This window comes from Streptomyces sp. NPDC059788, from assembly GCF_042732265.1.
GTDB lineage: Bacteria > Actinomycetota > Actinomycetes > Streptomycetales > Streptomycetaceae > Streptomyces.
In genome coordinates this window covers 122,742-138,574 of the sequence record NZ_JBHWHY010000005.1, presented here as the reverse complement: position 1 = coordinate 138,574, position 15,833 = coordinate 122,742, and the positions used below count along the sequence as shown (strand labels likewise).

Below are 15,833 nucleotides of genomic sequence, written 5' to 3'. Positions count from 1 at the left end.
CCCGGCCCCTCACTTCCGCGGCTGTCCCGGGTCGAGCCGGCCCTCGACCACCTCACGGGCCACCTCGGTCAGCAGCCGCTGGTGGGAGCGGGCGTAGCCGCGCAGCACGGTGAAGGCGGCGTCGGGGGAGAGGGCGTGCCGGGCGGTCAGCGCCCCTTTGGCCTGTTCGATGACGATCCGGTTGGCCAGGGCGTGTTCCAGCTGCGCGGCCAGGGCGCGGCCGGCCTCGACCTCGTGCTCGCGCAGCAGCGTCACGGCGGCGAAGTCCGCCAGCGACTGGCCCAGCGCCATCAGGTCACCGGTCAGCGGGGTCTCGCGGGTGGCGAGCAGGACCAGGGCGCCGACCGGCCCGGAGTGACCCCGTATCGGCAGGGCGGCGGCGTGGGTGCAGCCCAGTTCGAGCGCGCGGGGCGCGTAGCGCGGCCAGCGCTGGCGGGCCATCGCCCCGGTCAGGGCCGTACCGGTCAGGGTCCTGCCGGTACGGCGGCAGGTGGGTCCCGGGCCCTCCTTCCAGGCGGCCGACTCCTGTTCGAGGCGTCGCACGTGGGTGTCGGACGCCGCCACTTGAGGGGCGTCCCGGGCTCCGGGGGCGAAGGCGACCGCGGTGGCCCGTACGGCGAGGAGTTCTCTGCTGCACCGGGTGAGCCGTGCCAGCAGGGCCGGCACGCCGGGCGGCTCCGGCGCGCCGCCGCCGGCCAGCTCCACGAACACGGACGCGAGGTGATGCGGAGCGGTGGTCATGGGTGAAGGTCCCCTCGGTGGGTTCAGCTGCCCTGGGCGAGCTTCAGCGTGCCGCGCACGATCTGCTGCGCGATGGCGCCCGGTGGCTGCCCGTCGGCGAAAGCGCGGGCTTTGATCATGGCCAGTGCGTCCTGCACCCGGCAGCCCGCCTGCACGGACAGCATTCCGGCGGCCTGCTGGACGCACTCCCGGTGGTCGGCGCCGTCGTACAGTTCGGGATCGGCGTCGGGGCCGAGGAGCACCGTACGGGTCAGGGTGTCGGCGATCATCGCGAGTGTGCCGGAGGCGGCCGCGCCGCCGCTGGGGTCGAAGACCGCCAGCGCTCCGATACAGCTGCCTTCGGTCCGCAGCGGTGCGGTGAGCACCTCACGGACGCCCAGGGAGGTCAGCGCGGGCCCGTAGGCGGGCCAGCGTCGCTCGATGGCCCGGCCGGCCGCCGAGACCACGTGCCCTGCCACCGACGCGTCGTGCGCGGGCCCCTCGCCGAGCATGAACTCCAGGTCCTGCGCGGCCCGTGCGCAGTCGTCCGAGGAGGCGACGGAGAGCTGGCCGTGATCGGCGCCCATCAGGGTGAGCGCCGCGCTGGGCGTCCCGCACGCTTCCGCGACGCCGGTCATGAAGCGCGGGCGGCTCGTCTCGTCACCGCCCCACTCCGACATCCGTTCGGCGTAGGCCTCCTGGAGGAGCGCGGAGGACAGATGGCACTCCGCCGACCGGCGGTAGGACTCCGCCAACTGCAGGTGCACGTCCCTGCCGGACGTGGCCGCCAGGATCTCCTGCTGTTCCGCGCAGGCGGAGGCGTGCTCGGCGCGCTGCCGGGCCCTGGCTGCACGTCGGCGCGCCAGTTGTGCCTGGACGTCTCTGCGTGAGCCCCACACCATGCTCTCAGCGTACGCCCGCGGTGGCGCTCAGTCGCTGTTATCGATGCGGTCCGCCTCCAGCAGCAGGACGACACCGCCGTTGTGCCGGTCGAACGGGGAGCAGAGCACGTTGCAGGTGATGGGACGCCCGATCCGGTTGACGGCCGAGACCCGTGAGGGGGCCGTGCGCTTGCCCGACTCCAGGCACTTCTCGACGGCCGGGCGCAGCATCTCGGTGGGCAGCCCGAAGTCCAGTGAGAAGAACGGCTCGTCGATCACCTCGTCCGGGCGCAGGCCCCACATGTCCACCGCGCCGCGGTTCCAGCTCTTGACCTTCAGCTCCTTGTCGAGGACCACCACGCCCGCGGCGATGGAGGTGACCACCCCTTCGAGGAACGCCCGGGCCTCGTCCAGCTCCTCCGTACGGGTGCGCATCTCCTCGTTCATCGTCTCCAGTTCCTCGTTGCCCGACTGGAGTTCTTCGTTGGTGGTTTCCAGTTCCTCGTTGGTCGACTGGAGTTCTTCGTTGGTGGTCTCCAGTTCTTCGATGCTCGACTGGAGTTCCTCGTTGGTGGTCTCCAGTTCCTCGTTCGTGGACTGGAGTTCCTCGTATGCCGTCTCCAGGTCTTCGCGCACGCGCTTGTTCTCGGCCTTGAGCTGGGTGGACACGGTGACGTCGGTGAACGTGATGTTGGTGGCGGCCAGCAGCCCGTTGGAGCCCATGAGCGGCTGGATGAGGATGTCGAAGTACTGGATCTCCTCGCCGACCCGCCGCTCGGCACCGTTGACCCGCAGGGTACGGCGCTCGTGGGTGGCCTGCTCGATCAGCGAGCGCAGCTCGACGGGGCGGTAGGAGATCTCCAGGTCCTGGAAGGGCCGGCCGATGTCGTTGGAGGTCAGGCCGAACTGGGCGCGCGCCTGACCGTTGATCAGTACGGCGGTGCCCTCGCCGTCGACCGCGATGGCCGGCGCCGGGTTGGCGTCGAGGATCAGGTCGCGCAGCTGCCGGCTGCGGGCCGCGGTGGTCAGCTTCTCGCCGCCCACCCCCACGCGGATCTTCGCCGGCGTCGAGTGGTACGGCGGCCCGGCGTCCCCGGGACGGCGCCGGAAGGCGCGCTGGCGCATGCTCAGCACTTCGAAGCGCTCGGCGTCGTTGAGGAGCATCTCCGCCTTGCCCAGGAAGAGGAAGCCGCGCTCGCGCAGGGCGAAGTGGAACCGGTCGATGATCTGCCGCTGCGCCTCGACGTTGAAGTACATCAGGGCGTTGCGGCAGACCAGCAGGTCCAGCCGGGAGATCGGGGCGTCCCGGGTGATGTCGTGCCGTCCGAAGATGACCCGGCGGCGCAGGTCCGTACGGAAGTTGAACCGGGTGCCGTTCTGCTCGAAGTAGGTCTCGCGCAGCTCCGGCGTCAGCGGCTCCAGCGCCTTGGCCGTGTACAGGCCGGAGCGGGCGTCGCGCAGCGCCTCCTCGTCCACGTCGGTGGCGTAGATCTTGACCCGGTTCAGGGCCTCCTCCACGCCCATCGCCTCGGCGAACATGATGGCGAGCGAATACGCCTCCTCGCCGCTGGAGCAGCCCGCGCTCCAGACGCGGATCTCCTCGTCGCTGCCGGTGTCAGCCAGCAGCTCGGGCACGACCTCGCGCTGGAGGAACGTCCAGGCGTCCGGATCCCGGAAGAAGGACGTCACGTTGATCAGGATCGTGTTGAAGAGGGCATTGAACTCATCGGCATTCGTTTCCAGACGGTCACGGTAGTCTGCATAGGTCTCGGTTTCGACGTCGGCCATCCGCTTGCGGATGCGCCGGCCCAGCGACGAACGCTTGTAACCGGTGAAGTCGAATCCGCGGGCGTCCCTCAGGAAACCGAGCAGCTCCTCCAGTTCCTCGTCCGCCTCGACATCCCGCGTTCCACCCATTACCGCCTCTTGGTCTCGACAAGACCGCGGATCACCGCGGCGATCTCTTCCAGGGGCAGCACGAAGTCCACGGAGCCCGTACCCACTGCCGCCTCTGGCATTCCCTTGAATTCAGCTGTACGGGGATCCTCGGAGATCACCGTGCCGCCGCGTGACTTGATGGCGTCCACGCCCATGGCGCCATCACTGCCGGTCCCGGTCAGCACACAGGCGATCGCCTGCGCCCCGTAGGCCCCCGCGACCGACTCGAAGAGCAGGTCCGCGGAGGGACGCAGGAAGTGGACCAGTTCGCTTCCGGAGAGCGTCAGCGTACCCCCGGGCCCTACCAGGAGGTGCCGGTCGGGGGGTGCGATGTAGACCGTGCCGGGCCGGGCCTGCTCGTCCGCCTCGGCCAGCTTGACCCGCAGCTCGGTGCGCCGGCTGAGCACCTCGGCGATGATGGTGCGGTGCCGCGGGTCGAGATGCTGGACGACCAGGACCGGAACGGTGAGCTCCGGCCCGAGGGCGGCGAGGATCGAGGTCAGTGCCTTGATGCCGCCCGCGGACGAAGCGACGGCCACGACCTCGTAGTGGTCCGCTGCACAGCGGTCTGTCGTCACGTTACTGAGCCTATCGAAAGCCGGGGTCACCGGCGGGTACGCGGACGGCCCAGCGTGCGGAAACAGCCGCACCCGGTCCGCGGGGACGCCGGAAGGGCGCCGTGCGGACCGGGTGCGGTGACCGGACGTGGCCGGAGCGGTCGCGGTGCCTGATGAGGCACGCGCGGCCGGACCGGCTGCGGGCGGCTCAGCCCTGCTTGGTCTCCCAGAAGATCTTGTCGATCTGGGCGATGTGGTCCAGGGCCTTCTGACCGGTCGCCGGGTCGTTGGAGCCCTTGGCGGCGCTCAGCGCCTTGAGGGTGTCGTTGACCAGCTGGTGCAGCTCCGGGTACTTCTCGAAGTGCGGGGGCTTGAAGTAGTCGCTCCACAGCACCGAGACGTGGTGCTTGGCCAGCTCCGCGCGCTGCTCCTTGATGAGGATCGCTCGGGTGCGGTAGTCCGCGTCCTCGTTGGCCTGGTACTTCTCCTGGACGGCCTTGACCGACTCGGCCTCGATACGGGCCTGGGCCGGGTCGTAGACACCGCAGGGCAGGTCGCAGTGGGCGCTGACCTTCACCTTGGGGGCGAACAGGCGGGAAAGCATGTTCAGTCCTTCCTCGTGATCGTCTTCTCAGGTGCGAGATTACTCGTTGGGGGAAGGCTTTTCTCGGGTGGCTCGGGGTCTTAGGGCAAAAGGCCGGTTCCGGCCCGGGACTGTTGGAGGATGGGACCGGCAGGAGTGACCGGGCCGAGGCGGTCACCGGGTCCGGACCGGGAGGTGTGGCGGGGATGCCGGAGCGGGTGGAAGAACGTGGGCCGGACCAGGGCGAGGAGCACGGGCGGGAGCGCGGGGGACTGCTGCGGGCCTTCGGCCTCGCCGAGGTCTACAACCCGTCGATGGTGCCGACGCTGCGGCCCGGCGACCAGCTGGTGGTGCAGTACGGGGCGGTGGTACGGCCGGGTGACGTGGTCGTCCTGCGGCACCCGTTCCGGCAGGACCTGCTGATCGTCAAGCGGGCCGTGGAGCGGCGCGGCGGCGGCTGGTGGGTGCAGGGCGACAATCCGTTCGTGGAGAACGACAGCCGGGAGTTCGGGGTGGTGCCCGACGAGCTGGTGGTCGCCCGCGCCTGGGCGCGGGTGCGCTCGCCGCGCGGATATCAGCGCTCGCTGTCGGGCGCGCTGTCCTGGGCGGTCTCCGCGCTCCGGCCGGTGCGCGCCGACCGCTCGCTGTCCAGGCGCTTGCGGGCCCGGTAGGCGGCGACGTTGGCGCGGGTCGCGCAGCGGTCCGAGCAGTAGCGCCGGGAGCGGTTGGTCGAGGTGTCGAGGTAGGCGTTGCGGCACGGCCGCGCCTGGCAGATGCCGAGCCGGTCCACGCCCAGCTCGGTGAGCTGGAAGGCCAGGCCCATGGACGCGGTGGCCGCGTAGCCGGCGGTGGCGTTGGCCGCGTGGTCGGCGATGTGCAGATGCCACTTGGGGCGCCCGTCCTCGTCGCGGAACTCGTGCCCGGAGATCTGCGGGCTGACCGGGAACTCCATCATCAGCGCGTTGAGCAGGTCCACGGCCCGCACCTCGTCGTCCTCGTCGGCGGCCTCGAAGACGGCGCGCAGCCGGGCGCGTACCGCCCGCAGGCGTGTCACATCGCTCTCGGCCGCCCGGCGCGCCATCTGCTGCGCCGGGCCGAACAGCTCGCGTACGGCCTCGACCGAGGTCAGGGTGTCGCCGCCGCGCTCGGGCTGTTCGGTGTTGACCAGACGAACGGCGTAGTCCGAGTAATAGGCCAGTTCCACTTGTAGTCCTTACGGGCGGGATCTAGGATTTCGTTCGTAATAGGTGTTGTGGCTATGAGGGTATTACGGCCTGGAGGTAACGGTATGACCGAGACCGTCGTCGGCGCTGACTGGCAGGGATGGCAGGACAGTTGGGACCGGCAGCAGGAGTGGTACATGCCGGACCGTGAGGAGCGGTTCCGCGTGATGCTGGACATGGTCGAGGCGCTGGTGGGTACCGAGCCCCGGGTGCTGGACCTCGCGTGCGGTACGGGCAGTATCTCCGACCGGCTGCTCAAGCGTTTCCCCAAGGCGCGGAGCGTCGGCGTGGACCTCGACCCGGCGCTGCTGGCCATCGCCGAAGGCTACTTCCGGGGCGACGACCGGGTGACGTTCGTCCGCGCGGACCTCAAGGACCCCCGCTGGACCGAGGCGCTGCCGCACGACTCCTACGATGCCGTACTCACCGCCACCGCCCTGCACTGGATGCACACCGGACCACTGCGCGGCCTGTACGGACAGCTCGGCGGGCTGGTCCGGGAAGGCGGCGTCTTCATGAACGCCGACCACATGCCCGACGGCGACACCCCGCGCATCGACGCGGCCGAGCGCGCCCTGCGGCACGCGCGGCAGGAGGAGGCCAAGGCGGCGGGCGCCCTGGACTGGCGTGACTGGTGGGACCGGGCCGCCGCCGACCCGGTCCTCGCCGCACCGACCGCCGAGCGCTTCGAGATCTACGGCGAGCACGCCGACGGCGACACCCCCTCGCAGACCTGGCACTGCGAGGTGCTGCGCGAGTCCGGCTTCGGCGAGGCGCGCGCGGTGTGGCGCTCGCCCTCGGACGCGCTGGTCCTCGCGCTGAAGTAGCCCCCGCGCGGCCCTCCCGCCGGGCCGCGCCCGAGGCGGGCGGTACGTACGAAGGCGCCGTCCGTGCCCGTACGCACCGCCCGTCACGCGTGTCCCCGCGCCTCCCGGCGGTGTCAGAGCACTTTGGACAGGAAGGACTTGGTGCGCTCGTGCTGCGGCTTGCCCAGCACGTCGCGCGGGTGGCCGGATTCGACGACCACCCCGTCGTCCATGAAGACCAGCGAGTCCCCGACCTCGCGCGCGAAGCCCATCTCGTGCGTGACGACGACCATCGTCATGCCGTCCGCGGCCAGGTCCTTCATCACGTCGAGCACATCACCGACCAGCTCCGGGTCGAGCGCCGAGGTCGGCTCGTCGAAGAGCATCAGCTTCGGCTCCATGGCCAGCGCGCGGGCGATCGCCACGCGCTGCTGCTGGCCGCCGGAGAGCTGCGAGGGGTAGTTGCCCGCCTTGTCGGCCAGGCCCACCCGGTCCAGCAGCTTGCCCGCGCGCTCCCGGGCGGTCGCCTTGGACTCGCCCTTGACCTGGACGGGCGCCTCCATGATGTTCTCCAGCGCCGTCATGTGCGGAAAGAGGTTGAAGCGCTGGAAGACCATGCCGATGTCCCGGCGGCGCGCGGCCACCTCGCGGTCGCGCAGCTCGTACAGCTTGCCGTTGGCCTCCCGGTAGCCGACCAGCTCGCCGTCGACCGACAGCCGGCCGGCGTTGATCTTCTCCAGGTGGTTGATGCAGCGCAGGAACGTCGACTTGCCGGAGCCGGACGGGCCGATCAGGCAGAACACCTCACGGGGCGCGACCTCCAGGTCGATGCCCTTGAGGACGTGGGCCGCGCCGAAGGACTTGTGCACGCCCTCGGCCTTGACCATGGGGGTGGGCTTGCTGGTCATGCGGCACCTCCGGCCGACGAACGGTTGGCGCCGCCGGACAGCCGGGCCCGTACCCGCTGGATCGGGGTGGGCGGCAGCTGGCGGCTCGCGCCGCGGGCGTAGTAGCGCTCAAGGTAGTACTGGCCGATGCTCAGCACCGTGGTCGCGATCAGGTACCAGGCCGCGGCGAGGATGAGCATCTCCACCACGGGACCGGCGTCGCGGCCCACGTTCTGCGCCGACTGCAGCAGGTCGTAGTACTGGACGGCGATGACCAGCGAGGAGGTCTTGAGCATGTTGATGACCTCGTTGCCGGTCGGCGGCACGATCACCCGCATCGCCTGCGGCACGATGATCCGGCGCAGCGTCCTGCCATGGCTCATGCCCAGCGCGTGCGCGGCCTCGGTCTGGCCCTCGTCGACGGCGAGCAGGCCGCCGCGGCAGATCTCCGCCATGTACGCGGCCTCGTTGAGCCCGAGGCCCAGCAGCGCGCACAGGAACGGGGTCATGAAGTCCGACCACTCGTCCTTGTAGATCGGCATGATGTCGATGTACTGGAAGACCAGGCCCAGGTTGAACCACAGGAACAGCTGGACGTAGACCGGCGTACCGCGGAAGAACCAGACGTAGAACCACGCGACCGTCGAGGTCACCGGGTTCTTGGACTGCCGCATCACGGCCAGGATCACGCCGAGGACGATGCCGATCACCATCGACAGCACCGTGATCAGCAGCGTGTTGCGCAGGCCCCGGAGGATGTCCGGGTTGAACATGTAATCGGGTATCGCGCCCCAGTTGACCTTGCCGGAGGCGAAGGCCCGTACGAGCAGGGCGAGCAGCGCGAGGACGACCAGCGCCGCGACCCAGCGTCCGTAGTGGCGGACGGGGATGGCCTTGATGGGCTCGGGGGCGGGCGGCGGGGCGTCCGCCGGCGGCTGGGCCGGCTTGTCGACGTCAACTGACACGGGTGTTGCCTTTCAGCGTTCGGCGGGAGGGACGGGCCGTGCGCGGGCCGGACGGGCACGCGGCCGGGCGGGGCTCGGGCAGGCGCTCAGCTGCCGCCGTTGAGCTTGACTTCCTTGACCGCGGCGTCCGTGACGTTCCACTTCTTGAGCACCTGGGCGTAGCCGCCCTTCTTCACGATGGCCTCCATGGCCGCCTTGAGGGCGTCGCGCAGCTTCGGGTTGCCCTTGGGTACCGCGATGCCGTACGGGGCGGCCTTGACCGGCGCGCCGCCGACCATCTGGAAGTCGTTGCCGCCGCCGGAGCTCTTGACCGCCCACGCGGCGACCGGATAGTCACTGGAGACCGCGTCCACGCCGCCGGTGCGCAGACGCGTCTGGGCCTCGGTGTCGTTGTCGAACGCCTCGATGGAGATCGCGTCGGTACCGGACTCCTCGCACTTCTTCGACTGCTCCTTGGCCAGGTCGTGCGAGACGGTGCCGCGCTGCACCGCGATCTTCTTGCCGCACAGGGCCTCCCAGCCGTCGATGCCCTGGGTCTTGCCCTTCTGGGTGTAGATCGAGACGCCGACGTCCAGGTAGTCGATGAAGTCGACGCCGTCGCTGACCTTCTTGCCGGTGGAGCTGTCGACGCCCTGCTGGCGGTCCTTGGTGTCGGTCATCGCCGACATGGCGATGTCGTAGCGCTTGGACTTCATGCCGCCCATGAGGGTGTCGAAGGTGGCGTTGTTGAAGTTCAGCTTGACGCCCAGCTGCTTGCCGAGCTCCGCCGCGAGGTCCGGGTCGATGCCGGTGACCTCGCCGTTGGTGCGGAACTCCACCGGCTTGTACGTGATGTCCGAGCCGACCTGGAGCATCGCCTTGTCCTGGATGTCCTTGGGCAGCAGCTTGAACAGCGGGGCGTCCGGGTTGCGGTTCTTGGCCGCCTCACGCTTGGCGATGGCCGCGTCGGTCTGGTCGCCGCAGGCGGTGAGCAGCAGCAGCGAGGCCGCGACCGCGGTCGCGGCGGCCACGGCTGAACGAGACCTGCCGGCGGCCGGGCGACGGGTGGGGCTTGCGGTCATGCTGATCCTCCTGCGGATGAGGGAGAAGCCGACTTGGCAGGGGCCGGGCACACACCTTCGGGCGTCGCGACCTCGTTTGGTGACGGAATCTTGCCATCCGGACACCGCTATCCGGACTGTCGTACAGGTCAAAATCGGATAACGGACGAGAACGGGACCCCGCACGCCAGGTGTCCCAAGGGGGACGCGCACCCGACGGTGGGCAGTGGGGCGGGCGGTGTGCGGCCACGTCTCGCAGTACGGACAACCGGAGGGAAGGTTCCGGCGGTTCGCAACGTTCGACACTATTGTCGTAGTTAAGGGCCGGGAGGCAACGAATCCGACTCGTCGGGGCCCGCGCCCGTCCGGTAAAAAGGTTCGTTACACCCCTCATCCGGGGCTCAGGGCGCGTGTGCGGCGCGCCCGGCGTCCGTACCTCCCCCCGCGCGACGGCCATCCGCCACGCAGGGCACGGACGCGGTGCCCGCCCACCCCTTGACCAGGGAGTGGTCACCCTCAACTGTTTGACGAACGAAGGGGTTGAACCAGTGACAGCCAAGACCGCCCAGGCCCACGACGGCGGCAACACGCAGGACACGACCGGCTCCGGGCCGGACGACGGGCAGTGCAAAGATCCCGCCTTCCTCCTGCACCGCGGCGGCAAGATGGCGATCCAGGCGACCGTTCCGGTGCGCGACCGCGAGGACCTCTCCCTCGCCTACACGCCCGGCGTCGCCAAGGTGTGCAGCGCCATCGCCGAAGAACCCGAGCTGGTCCACGACTACACCTGGAAGTCCCAGGTCGTGGCCGTCGTCACGGACGGCACCGCGGTGCTGGGCCTCGGCGACATCGGCCCCGAGGCGTCCCTCCCGGTGATGGAGGGCAAGGCCATCCTCTTCAAGCAGTTCGGCGGCGTCGACGCGGTGCCGATCGCCCTCGCGACGACCGACGCCGACGAGATCGTCGACACCGTCGTGCGGATGGCGCCGTCCTTCGGCGGCGTCAACCTGGAGGACATCTCCGCGCCGCGCTGCTTCGAGATCGAGCGCAAGCTCCAGGAGCGCCTGGACATCCCGGTCTTCCACGACGACCAGCACGGCACCGCCGTGGTCACGCTCGCCGCGCTGCGCAACGCCGCCCAGCTGACGAACCGTTCGCTCGGACAGCTGCGCGCCGTCATCTCCGGCGCCGGCGCGGCCGGGGTCGCCATCGCCAAGATCCTCGTCGAGGCCGGCATCGGTGACGTCGCGGTCTGCGACCGCAAGGGCATCGTCACCGCCGACCGCGACGAGCACATGACCGACGTCAAGCGCGAGCTGGCCTCCTTCACCAACAAGGCGAACCTCTCCGGCTCGCTGGAGTCCGCGCTGGACGGCGCGGACGTCTTCATCGGCGTCTCCGGCGGCACGGTGCCGGAGGAGGCCGTCTCCAAGATGGCGAAGGACGCGCTGATCTTCGCGATGGCCAACCCGAACCCGGAGATCCACCCGGACGTCGCGCACAAGTACGCGGCGGTGGTCGCCACCGGCCGCAGCGACTACCCGAACCAGATCAACAACGTGCTGGCGTTCCCCGGCATCTTCGCCGGGGCCCTCCAGGTGCGCGCCGGCCGTATCACCGAGGGCATGAAGCTGGCCGCCGCCGAGGCGCTCGCCTCGGTGGTCGCCGACGACCTGAGCGCCGACTGCGTCATCCCGTCGCCGTTCGACGAGCGGGTCGCCCCGGCGGTGACCTCCGCGGTCGCCGCCGCCGCCCGCGCCGAGGGCGTCGCGCGCCGCTGACCCGGTGACCACGAAGGCCCCGCCCGCTCTCCGGGCGGGGCCTTCGCGTTGCCCCGGCCGTCCGGGCGGCGCGGCGCGGCGCGTGTCACACCCCGGCGCGGTACCGCCCGGCCCCCGGGCGCCCTACGTTGGGATCATGTTTGCTGCCTACGCCGCCCGCATCGACCGGGAACAGCCGCTGAACGGCCTCGAACTGGGGGAGCGCCCGGCCCCCGGCGCGCGCCCCGGCTGGACGACCGTCAACGTCAAGGCCGCCTCCCTCAACCACCACGACCTGTGGTCGCTGCGCGGCGTGGGACTGGGCGAGGAGGCGCTGCCCATGATCCTCGGCTGCGACGCGGCCGGTACGGACGAGGACGGCAACGAGGTCGTCCTCCACTCGGTCATCGGCCAGAGCGGCCACGGCGTCGGCCCGGACGAGCCGCGCTCCATCCTCACCGAGCGCTACCAGGGCACCTTCGCCGAGCAGGTCACCGTCCCCGCCTGGAACGTGCTGCCCAAGCCGAAGGAGCTGTCCTTCGCCGAGGCCGCGTGCCTGCCCACGGCCTGGCTGACCGCGTACCGGATGCTGTTCACCAACGCCGGGGTACGGCCCGGCGACAGCGTGCTCGTCCAGGGCGCGGGCGGCGGCGTGGCCACCGCGGCGATCGTGCTGGGCGCGGCGGCCGGGCTGCGGGTCTTCGCGACCAGCCGCAGCGAGGACAAGCGCAAGCGCGCCCTCGAACTGGGCGCCGAGGCCGCCCTGCCCACCGGCGAGCGGCTGCCCGAGCGGGTGGACGCCGTGATCGAGACGGTCGGCGCCGCCACCTGGTCGCACTCGGTCAAGTCGCTCAGGCCCGGCGGCACCCTCGTCATCTCCGGTGCCACCTCGGGCTTCAACCCCGAGCGCACCGAACTGAACCGGATCTTCTTCCTGGAGCTGAAGGTCGTCGGCTCGACCATGGGCAGCAAGGACGAACTGGCCTCGCTGCTGAACTTCTGCGCGGCCAAGGGCGTCCGGCCCGTCATCGACACGACGCTGCCGCTGGACCGGGCGCGCGAGGGGTTCGCGAAGCTGGCCGAGGGCGAGATGTTCGGCAAGGTCGTCCTGACGGTCTGAGGCGCGGAGCGCGGGAGGAACGCGGAGAGGGAGCGCACGTGCGGGTACTGCGCGCGGCCGGGCGTACGGCTTCGGTCTGGAGCAACGGCGGCGGGGTGACGCGGGAGATCGCCGCCGCGCCGCCGGGCGCGGGCTGGGACGCCTTCGACTGGCGGGTGAGCCTGGCCGAGGTGGGCCGGGACGGCCCGTACTCCGCCCTGCCCGGCGTGGACCGCGTCCTGACGGTGGCCGAGGGCGCCGGGCTGGAACTGACCGTCGACGGGGCCCGGCACGTCCTGCCGGGCCCGTACCGCCCGTTCGCCTTCCCCGGCGACGCCACGACCGGCTGCCGGCTCCTGGACGGCCCGGTGGTCAACTTCAACGTGATGCTGCGGCGCGGGCGTTCGACGGCGACGGTGGAGATGGCGCGCGGGCACTACGTCGCCGGGCCGGAGCCGGAGGGTGCCGCGGAGCAGCCCGGGGAACAGCGGTCGCGGCTGGTCGTCGCGCTGTCCGGCCGTACGACGCTGGACGCGTACGGGCACGGGCACGGGGAGGGCGGCCATGGGCGCGCGCCCGCCGCCGGGCTGTCGCTGGGGCGCCACGACGCGGTGCTCCTGCCCGGGGACGCGGGCGTCTCGCTGCGCACCGACGGCGTCGCGGCCGTCGTCACCCTGACCGTGCGACCGGCGGTGTCCGGTGCCGTCACGGACTGAAGCGCCCGCCACCGTCGCGCCGGACGCCGTGACGGCCGGGGTACGGCCCCCGGAGCGCCGCCGCGGCATGAGCCGGCTGGAACGGCGCGTGGGACTCCCGCTGGCCGTGTTCGTGATCGCCCTCGTCGCCATGATCGTGGTGGCCACGGGGGCCTACGCGCTGGCCGGCACGGACGCGCCGTTTCTCGTCAACGCCCGGGGACCGCGCAAGGGCCCGGCCCCGGTCCCCGCGCGGGTCGGCGCCGGAGTGCTGTGCCTGCTCTTCCTCGCGGTGATCGGCGTGTTCGTCCGTACGGTCGTGCTGCGCGCGCTCGCGCGGCCGTACGTCGCCGTGGACGACCGCGGAGTCTGGCTCACGCGTGGCCGGTACGTCCAGCAGGGCCTGCGCTGGGACGAGATCGCGGCGGCGGCCGTGGTGACGGAGGCGGCGGCGCCGGTGACCGCCGTACCGTACCTGGACCTCTACCCGGCGGGCCGGGCCGCGGACGGCGACGGCCCGCTGGACCGCCGGGTGGTCACCGCCGGCCCGGCCGCCCCGGGCCTGCGGGGCCGCCGCTATGCGATCGCTCTCACCGGCCCGGCGACGGAACCGGCCCGGCTGGACGCGGCGCTGCGCCGGCACGGTGCCCCTCGGCCGGGGGAGCCGGCACCGCGTCCGTGACCGGGCCGCCGGTCGCGCCGCCGCGGCGCAGCGTGTGCCGCGCGTGGGCGCTGAAGGCCGCGGTGGCCGGGTGCGTGGCCGTACGGGGCCGGGCCAGCAGGACCGTGATCGGCCCCGCGTCGGTGATCGGCAGATACCGGACGCCCGGGTGCGGATGGCTGTGCACGGTGGCCTCGGCCGTCACCCCGGCGGCGGCACCGGTCGCGATCATCGTCAGCCACTCGTCGACGTTGGCGACCTCGAAGGTGCTGCGCGGGCGGTGCCCGGCGGGCCACAGTTCGGTGCTGGTGGTGCACGCGGTGGCGCACAGCGCGATCGGGTGGTGCGTCAGGTCGGCCAGCACGACGGCCGGTTCACCGGCCAGCGGATCGCTCTCGCACAGGGCGGCCAGCCGCCGTTCGCGGTACAGCGCGACGGTCTCCAGCACGCCGTCGTCCGCCGGCACCGTGCGCAGGAAGGCGAGATCGACGGTGCCACGCCGCAGCGCGGCCTCCGCGTCGCCGAGGCGGTGCACCTCGACCGGCTCGCCGGGATGCTCGCGCCGCCAGTCGCGCAGCAGCGGCACCGTGTGCCGGCCGAGCGCGGCCCAGGCGAAGCCGACGCGCAGCGGGCGCGGCCCGGCCGCCGCCTCGGCGAGGGCGTCGTCGAGCTGGGCCAGGATGCGGTGGGCGTGCTCGTACAGCCGTTGTCCCGCCGGGGTGAGCCGCAGCCGGCGGGTGGTCCGCTCGACCAGCGGGGTGCCCAGCCGGCTCTCCAACTGCTCCAGCGTGCGCGACAGGGCCGGCTGGCTGACGTGCAGGACCGCCGCCGCGCCGGTGATCGTGCCCTCGTCCCCGATGGCGGCCAGCGCCCGCAGGTGCCGCAGCTCCACGTTCATCGCGTGTCTCCGTCCGGGCCCGGCGCTGACATCCGCTTCCGGGCCGTCCGCTCCGGTGCCGTTCACCGGCCATAACCCCAGAGCATAAATCCCGCACGGAAGGTATTTCCCTCCCCCCGGCGGCCCGGCCTAGCGTCGGCGGCATGAAGATCCTGCTGATCGGCGCGACCGGAAAACTGGGCTCCGCCGTACACAAGACGCTGGCCGGGCGCGGCCACGACATCATCACCGTGGGCCGCCGCGGGGGCGACCTGCGACTGGACATCTCCGACCCCGCGCAGGTCACCGAGGCATACGACCGGGCCGCCGAGCGGGTCGGGACCCTGGACGCGGTGGTCAGCGCGGCCGGCGACGCGCCGTTCAAGCCGGTCGCCGCGATGGACGCCGAGGACTACGCGGCGGGCTTCCGCGGCAAGGTACTCAGCCAGATCGAGCTGGTGCGCCAGGGGACCGCCCGTATCGCCGAACGCGGCTCCTTCACCCTCATCACCGGGGTGCTCGCCCGCGACCCGATACCCACCAGCAGCGCGGCCGCCATGGCCAACGGCGCGGTGGAGTCGTTCGTACGGGCCGCCGCGATCGACATCGCCCCGCAGCGCGTGAACGCCGTGAGCCCGACCGTGGTCACCGAATCGCTCGCGGACTACGGCGACTTCTTCCCCGGCATCGCGTCGGTCGACCTGGCGCAGGTCGCCGCGGCGTACGTGCGGTCGGTCGAGGGCGGCCAGACCGGGCAGGTCTACGAGCTGACCTGACGGCCGGGGCCCGGCGGCCGTACGGTGCCGGGGCCGCCCTCAGCCCGCGTGCGTGCCCTCGTGCGCGCGGGCGGCCCCGGCGTCCCGCTCGCGCGCCAGCGCCCGCTCGCGCCCCTTGTCCAGGACGGCGAGCAGGGCGAAGGCGACCACCATGACCGCGACCGAAACGATGTAGTTCCAGGGGCTGTCGAGGTAGTTGACGGGCCGCATGGCAGTGCCGTGGTCGTCGCCGACGACGCGGTAGAGGATGGCGGCGGGCCCCTCCCAGAAGCCCGCGGTGAACACCAGGATGGACAGCAGCCGGTACCAGGCTTCGTTCATGGTCGTCTCCCCGTTGCGGAACGGCACTTCTCCGTGCGATGGAT

The 15,833-nt window shown here is 71.6% G+C and carries 17 protein-coding genes and 1 pseudogene; 7 read left to right on the top strand and 11 right to left on the bottom strand.

What is annotated here, in order from left to right:
* Positions 1–9 precede the first annotated feature (9 nt).
* From ACFV57_RS06315 to sodN, 5 genes are all read right to left on the bottom strand, one after another.
* Positions 10–741, bottom strand: coding sequence for a GAF and ANTAR domain-containing protein (locus ACFV57_RS06315; RefSeq protein WP_385226283.1), 732 nt, complete (start codon positions 739–741; stop codon positions 10–12).
* Between the two features lie 23 nt (positions 742–764).
* Positions 765–1,622 (bottom strand): GAF domain-containing protein, encoded by an 858-nt coding sequence (locus ACFV57_RS06310; protein WP_385226281.1) that lies wholly within the window; start codon positions 1,620–1,622, stop codon positions 765–767.
* A 27-nt stretch (positions 1,623–1,649) separates the two neighbouring features.
* Complete coding sequence (locus ACFV57_RS06305; protein ID WP_385226279.1) at positions 1,650–3,518, bottom strand: CheR family methyltransferase; 1,869 nt, start codon at positions 3,516–3,518, stop codon at positions 1,650–1,652.
* Positions 3,518–4,117, bottom strand: a complete 600-nt coding sequence (locus tag ACFV57_RS06300; RefSeq protein ID WP_385226277.1) for a chemotaxis protein CheB — start codon at positions 4,115–4,117, stop codon at positions 3,518–3,520. Before ACFV57_RS06300 ends, ACFV57_RS06305 begins: the two co-directional genes overlap by 1 nt.
* A gap of 187 nt (positions 4,118–4,304) precedes the next feature.
* Positions 4,305–4,700 carry a superoxide dismutase, Ni gene (gene sodN / locus ACFV57_RS06295; RefSeq protein ID WP_385226275.1) on the bottom strand — a complete coding sequence of 132 codons (396 nt, stop codon included), beginning with the start codon at positions 4,698–4,700 and terminating at the stop codon, positions 4,305–4,307.
* Between the two features lie 185 nt (positions 4,701–4,885).
* On the opposite strand from sodN, the gene sodX reads away from it, so the two are divergent.
* On the top strand, positions 4,886–5,350 hold the full coding sequence (sodX, locus tag ACFV57_RS06290) for a nickel-type superoxide dismutase maturation protease (protein WP_385226273.1): 465 nt from the start codon (positions 4,886–4,888) through the stop codon (positions 5,348–5,350).
* On the opposite strand, the gene ACFV57_RS06285 is transcribed toward sodX, so the two are convergent.
* A complete protein-coding gene (locus ACFV57_RS06285) occupies positions 5,254–5,883 on the bottom strand; it encodes a CGNR zinc finger domain-containing protein (RefSeq protein ID WP_385226271.1) in 630 nt (209 codons plus the stop codon). The two genes, sodX and ACFV57_RS06285, sit on opposite strands and share 97 nt — an antisense overlap.
* Before the next feature lie 84 nt (positions 5,884–5,967).
* Between ACFV57_RS06285 and ACFV57_RS06280 the strand changes: the two genes are divergently transcribed.
* Positions 5,968–6,729 (top strand): class I SAM-dependent methyltransferase, encoded by a 762-nt coding sequence (locus tag ACFV57_RS06280; protein WP_385226269.1) that lies wholly within the window; start codon positions 5,968–5,970, stop codon positions 6,727–6,729.
* A gap of 113 nt (positions 6,730–6,842) precedes the next feature.
* Here the strand turns inward: ACFV57_RS06280 and ACFV57_RS06275 are convergent, their stop codons facing one another.
* The 3 genes from ACFV57_RS06275 to ACFV57_RS06265 form a co-directional block, all read right to left on the bottom strand.
* Positions 6,843–7,595: an amino acid ABC transporter ATP-binding protein gene (locus ACFV57_RS06275; protein ID WP_385226501.1), complete on the bottom strand. Its 753-nt coding sequence runs from the start codon at positions 7,593–7,595 to the stop codon at positions 6,843–6,845.
* A gap of 17 nt (positions 7,596–7,612) precedes the next feature.
* Positions 7,613–8,560, bottom strand: coding sequence for an amino acid ABC transporter permease (locus ACFV57_RS06270; protein WP_385226268.1), 948 nt, complete (start codon positions 8,558–8,560; stop codon positions 7,613–7,615).
* Positions 8,561–8,646: 86 nt separating this feature from the next.
* On the bottom strand, positions 8,647–9,621 hold the full coding sequence (locus ACFV57_RS06265; protein WP_385226266.1) for an ABC transporter substrate-binding protein: 975 nt from the start codon (positions 9,619–9,621) through the stop codon (positions 8,647–8,649).
* Between the two features lie 608 nt (positions 9,622–10,229).
* Between ACFV57_RS06265 and ACFV57_RS06260 the strand changes: the two are divergent.
* From ACFV57_RS06260 to ACFV57_RS06245, 4 genes and pseudogenes are all read left to right on the top strand, one after another.
* Positions 10,230–11,381, top strand: a pseudogene (locus ACFV57_RS06260) (NADP-dependent malic enzyme); the annotation flags it as partial.
* A 136-nt stretch (positions 11,382–11,517) separates the two neighbouring features.
* The gene (locus tag ACFV57_RS06255) at positions 11,518–12,480 is read left to right on the top strand and encodes a zinc-binding dehydrogenase (protein ID WP_385226264.1); all 963 of its coding nucleotides are present in this window, start codon (positions 11,518–11,520) and stop codon (positions 12,478–12,480) included.
* A gap of 38 nt (positions 12,481–12,518) precedes the next feature.
* On the top strand, positions 12,519–13,175 hold the full coding sequence (locus tag ACFV57_RS06250) for a HutD family protein (RefSeq protein WP_385226262.1): 657 nt from the start codon (positions 12,519–12,521) through the stop codon (positions 13,173–13,175).
* A complete protein-coding gene (locus tag ACFV57_RS06245; protein ID WP_385226260.1) occupies positions 13,159–13,836 on the top strand; it encodes a hypothetical protein in 678 nt (225 codons plus the stop codon). The genes ACFV57_RS06250 and ACFV57_RS06245 overlap by 17 nt, the downstream gene beginning before the upstream one ends.
* Here the strand turns inward: ACFV57_RS06245 and ACFV57_RS06240 are convergent.
* The gene (locus tag ACFV57_RS06240; RefSeq protein ID WP_385226258.1) at positions 13,745–14,713 is read right to left on the bottom strand and encodes a LysR family transcriptional regulator; all 969 of its coding nucleotides are present in this window, start codon (positions 14,711–14,713) and stop codon (positions 13,745–13,747) included. The two genes, ACFV57_RS06245 and ACFV57_RS06240, sit on opposite strands and share 92 nt — an antisense overlap.
* Before the next feature lie 143 nt (positions 14,714–14,856).
* Here ACFV57_RS06240 and ACFV57_RS06235 point away from each other — a divergent pair, with 143 nt between their 5' ends.
* Positions 14,857–15,468: a short chain dehydrogenase gene (locus tag ACFV57_RS06235; protein WP_385226256.1), complete on the top strand. Its 612-nt coding sequence runs from the start codon at positions 14,857–14,859 to the stop codon at positions 15,466–15,468.
* Positions 15,469–15,507: 39 nt separating this feature from the next.
* Here the strand turns inward: ACFV57_RS06235 and ACFV57_RS06230 are convergent, their stop codons facing one another.
* Positions 15,508–15,789, bottom strand: a complete 282-nt coding sequence (locus ACFV57_RS06230; RefSeq protein ID WP_385226254.1) for a hypothetical protein — start codon at positions 15,787–15,789, stop codon at positions 15,508–15,510.
* Positions 15,790–15,833: the final 44 nt, after the last annotated feature.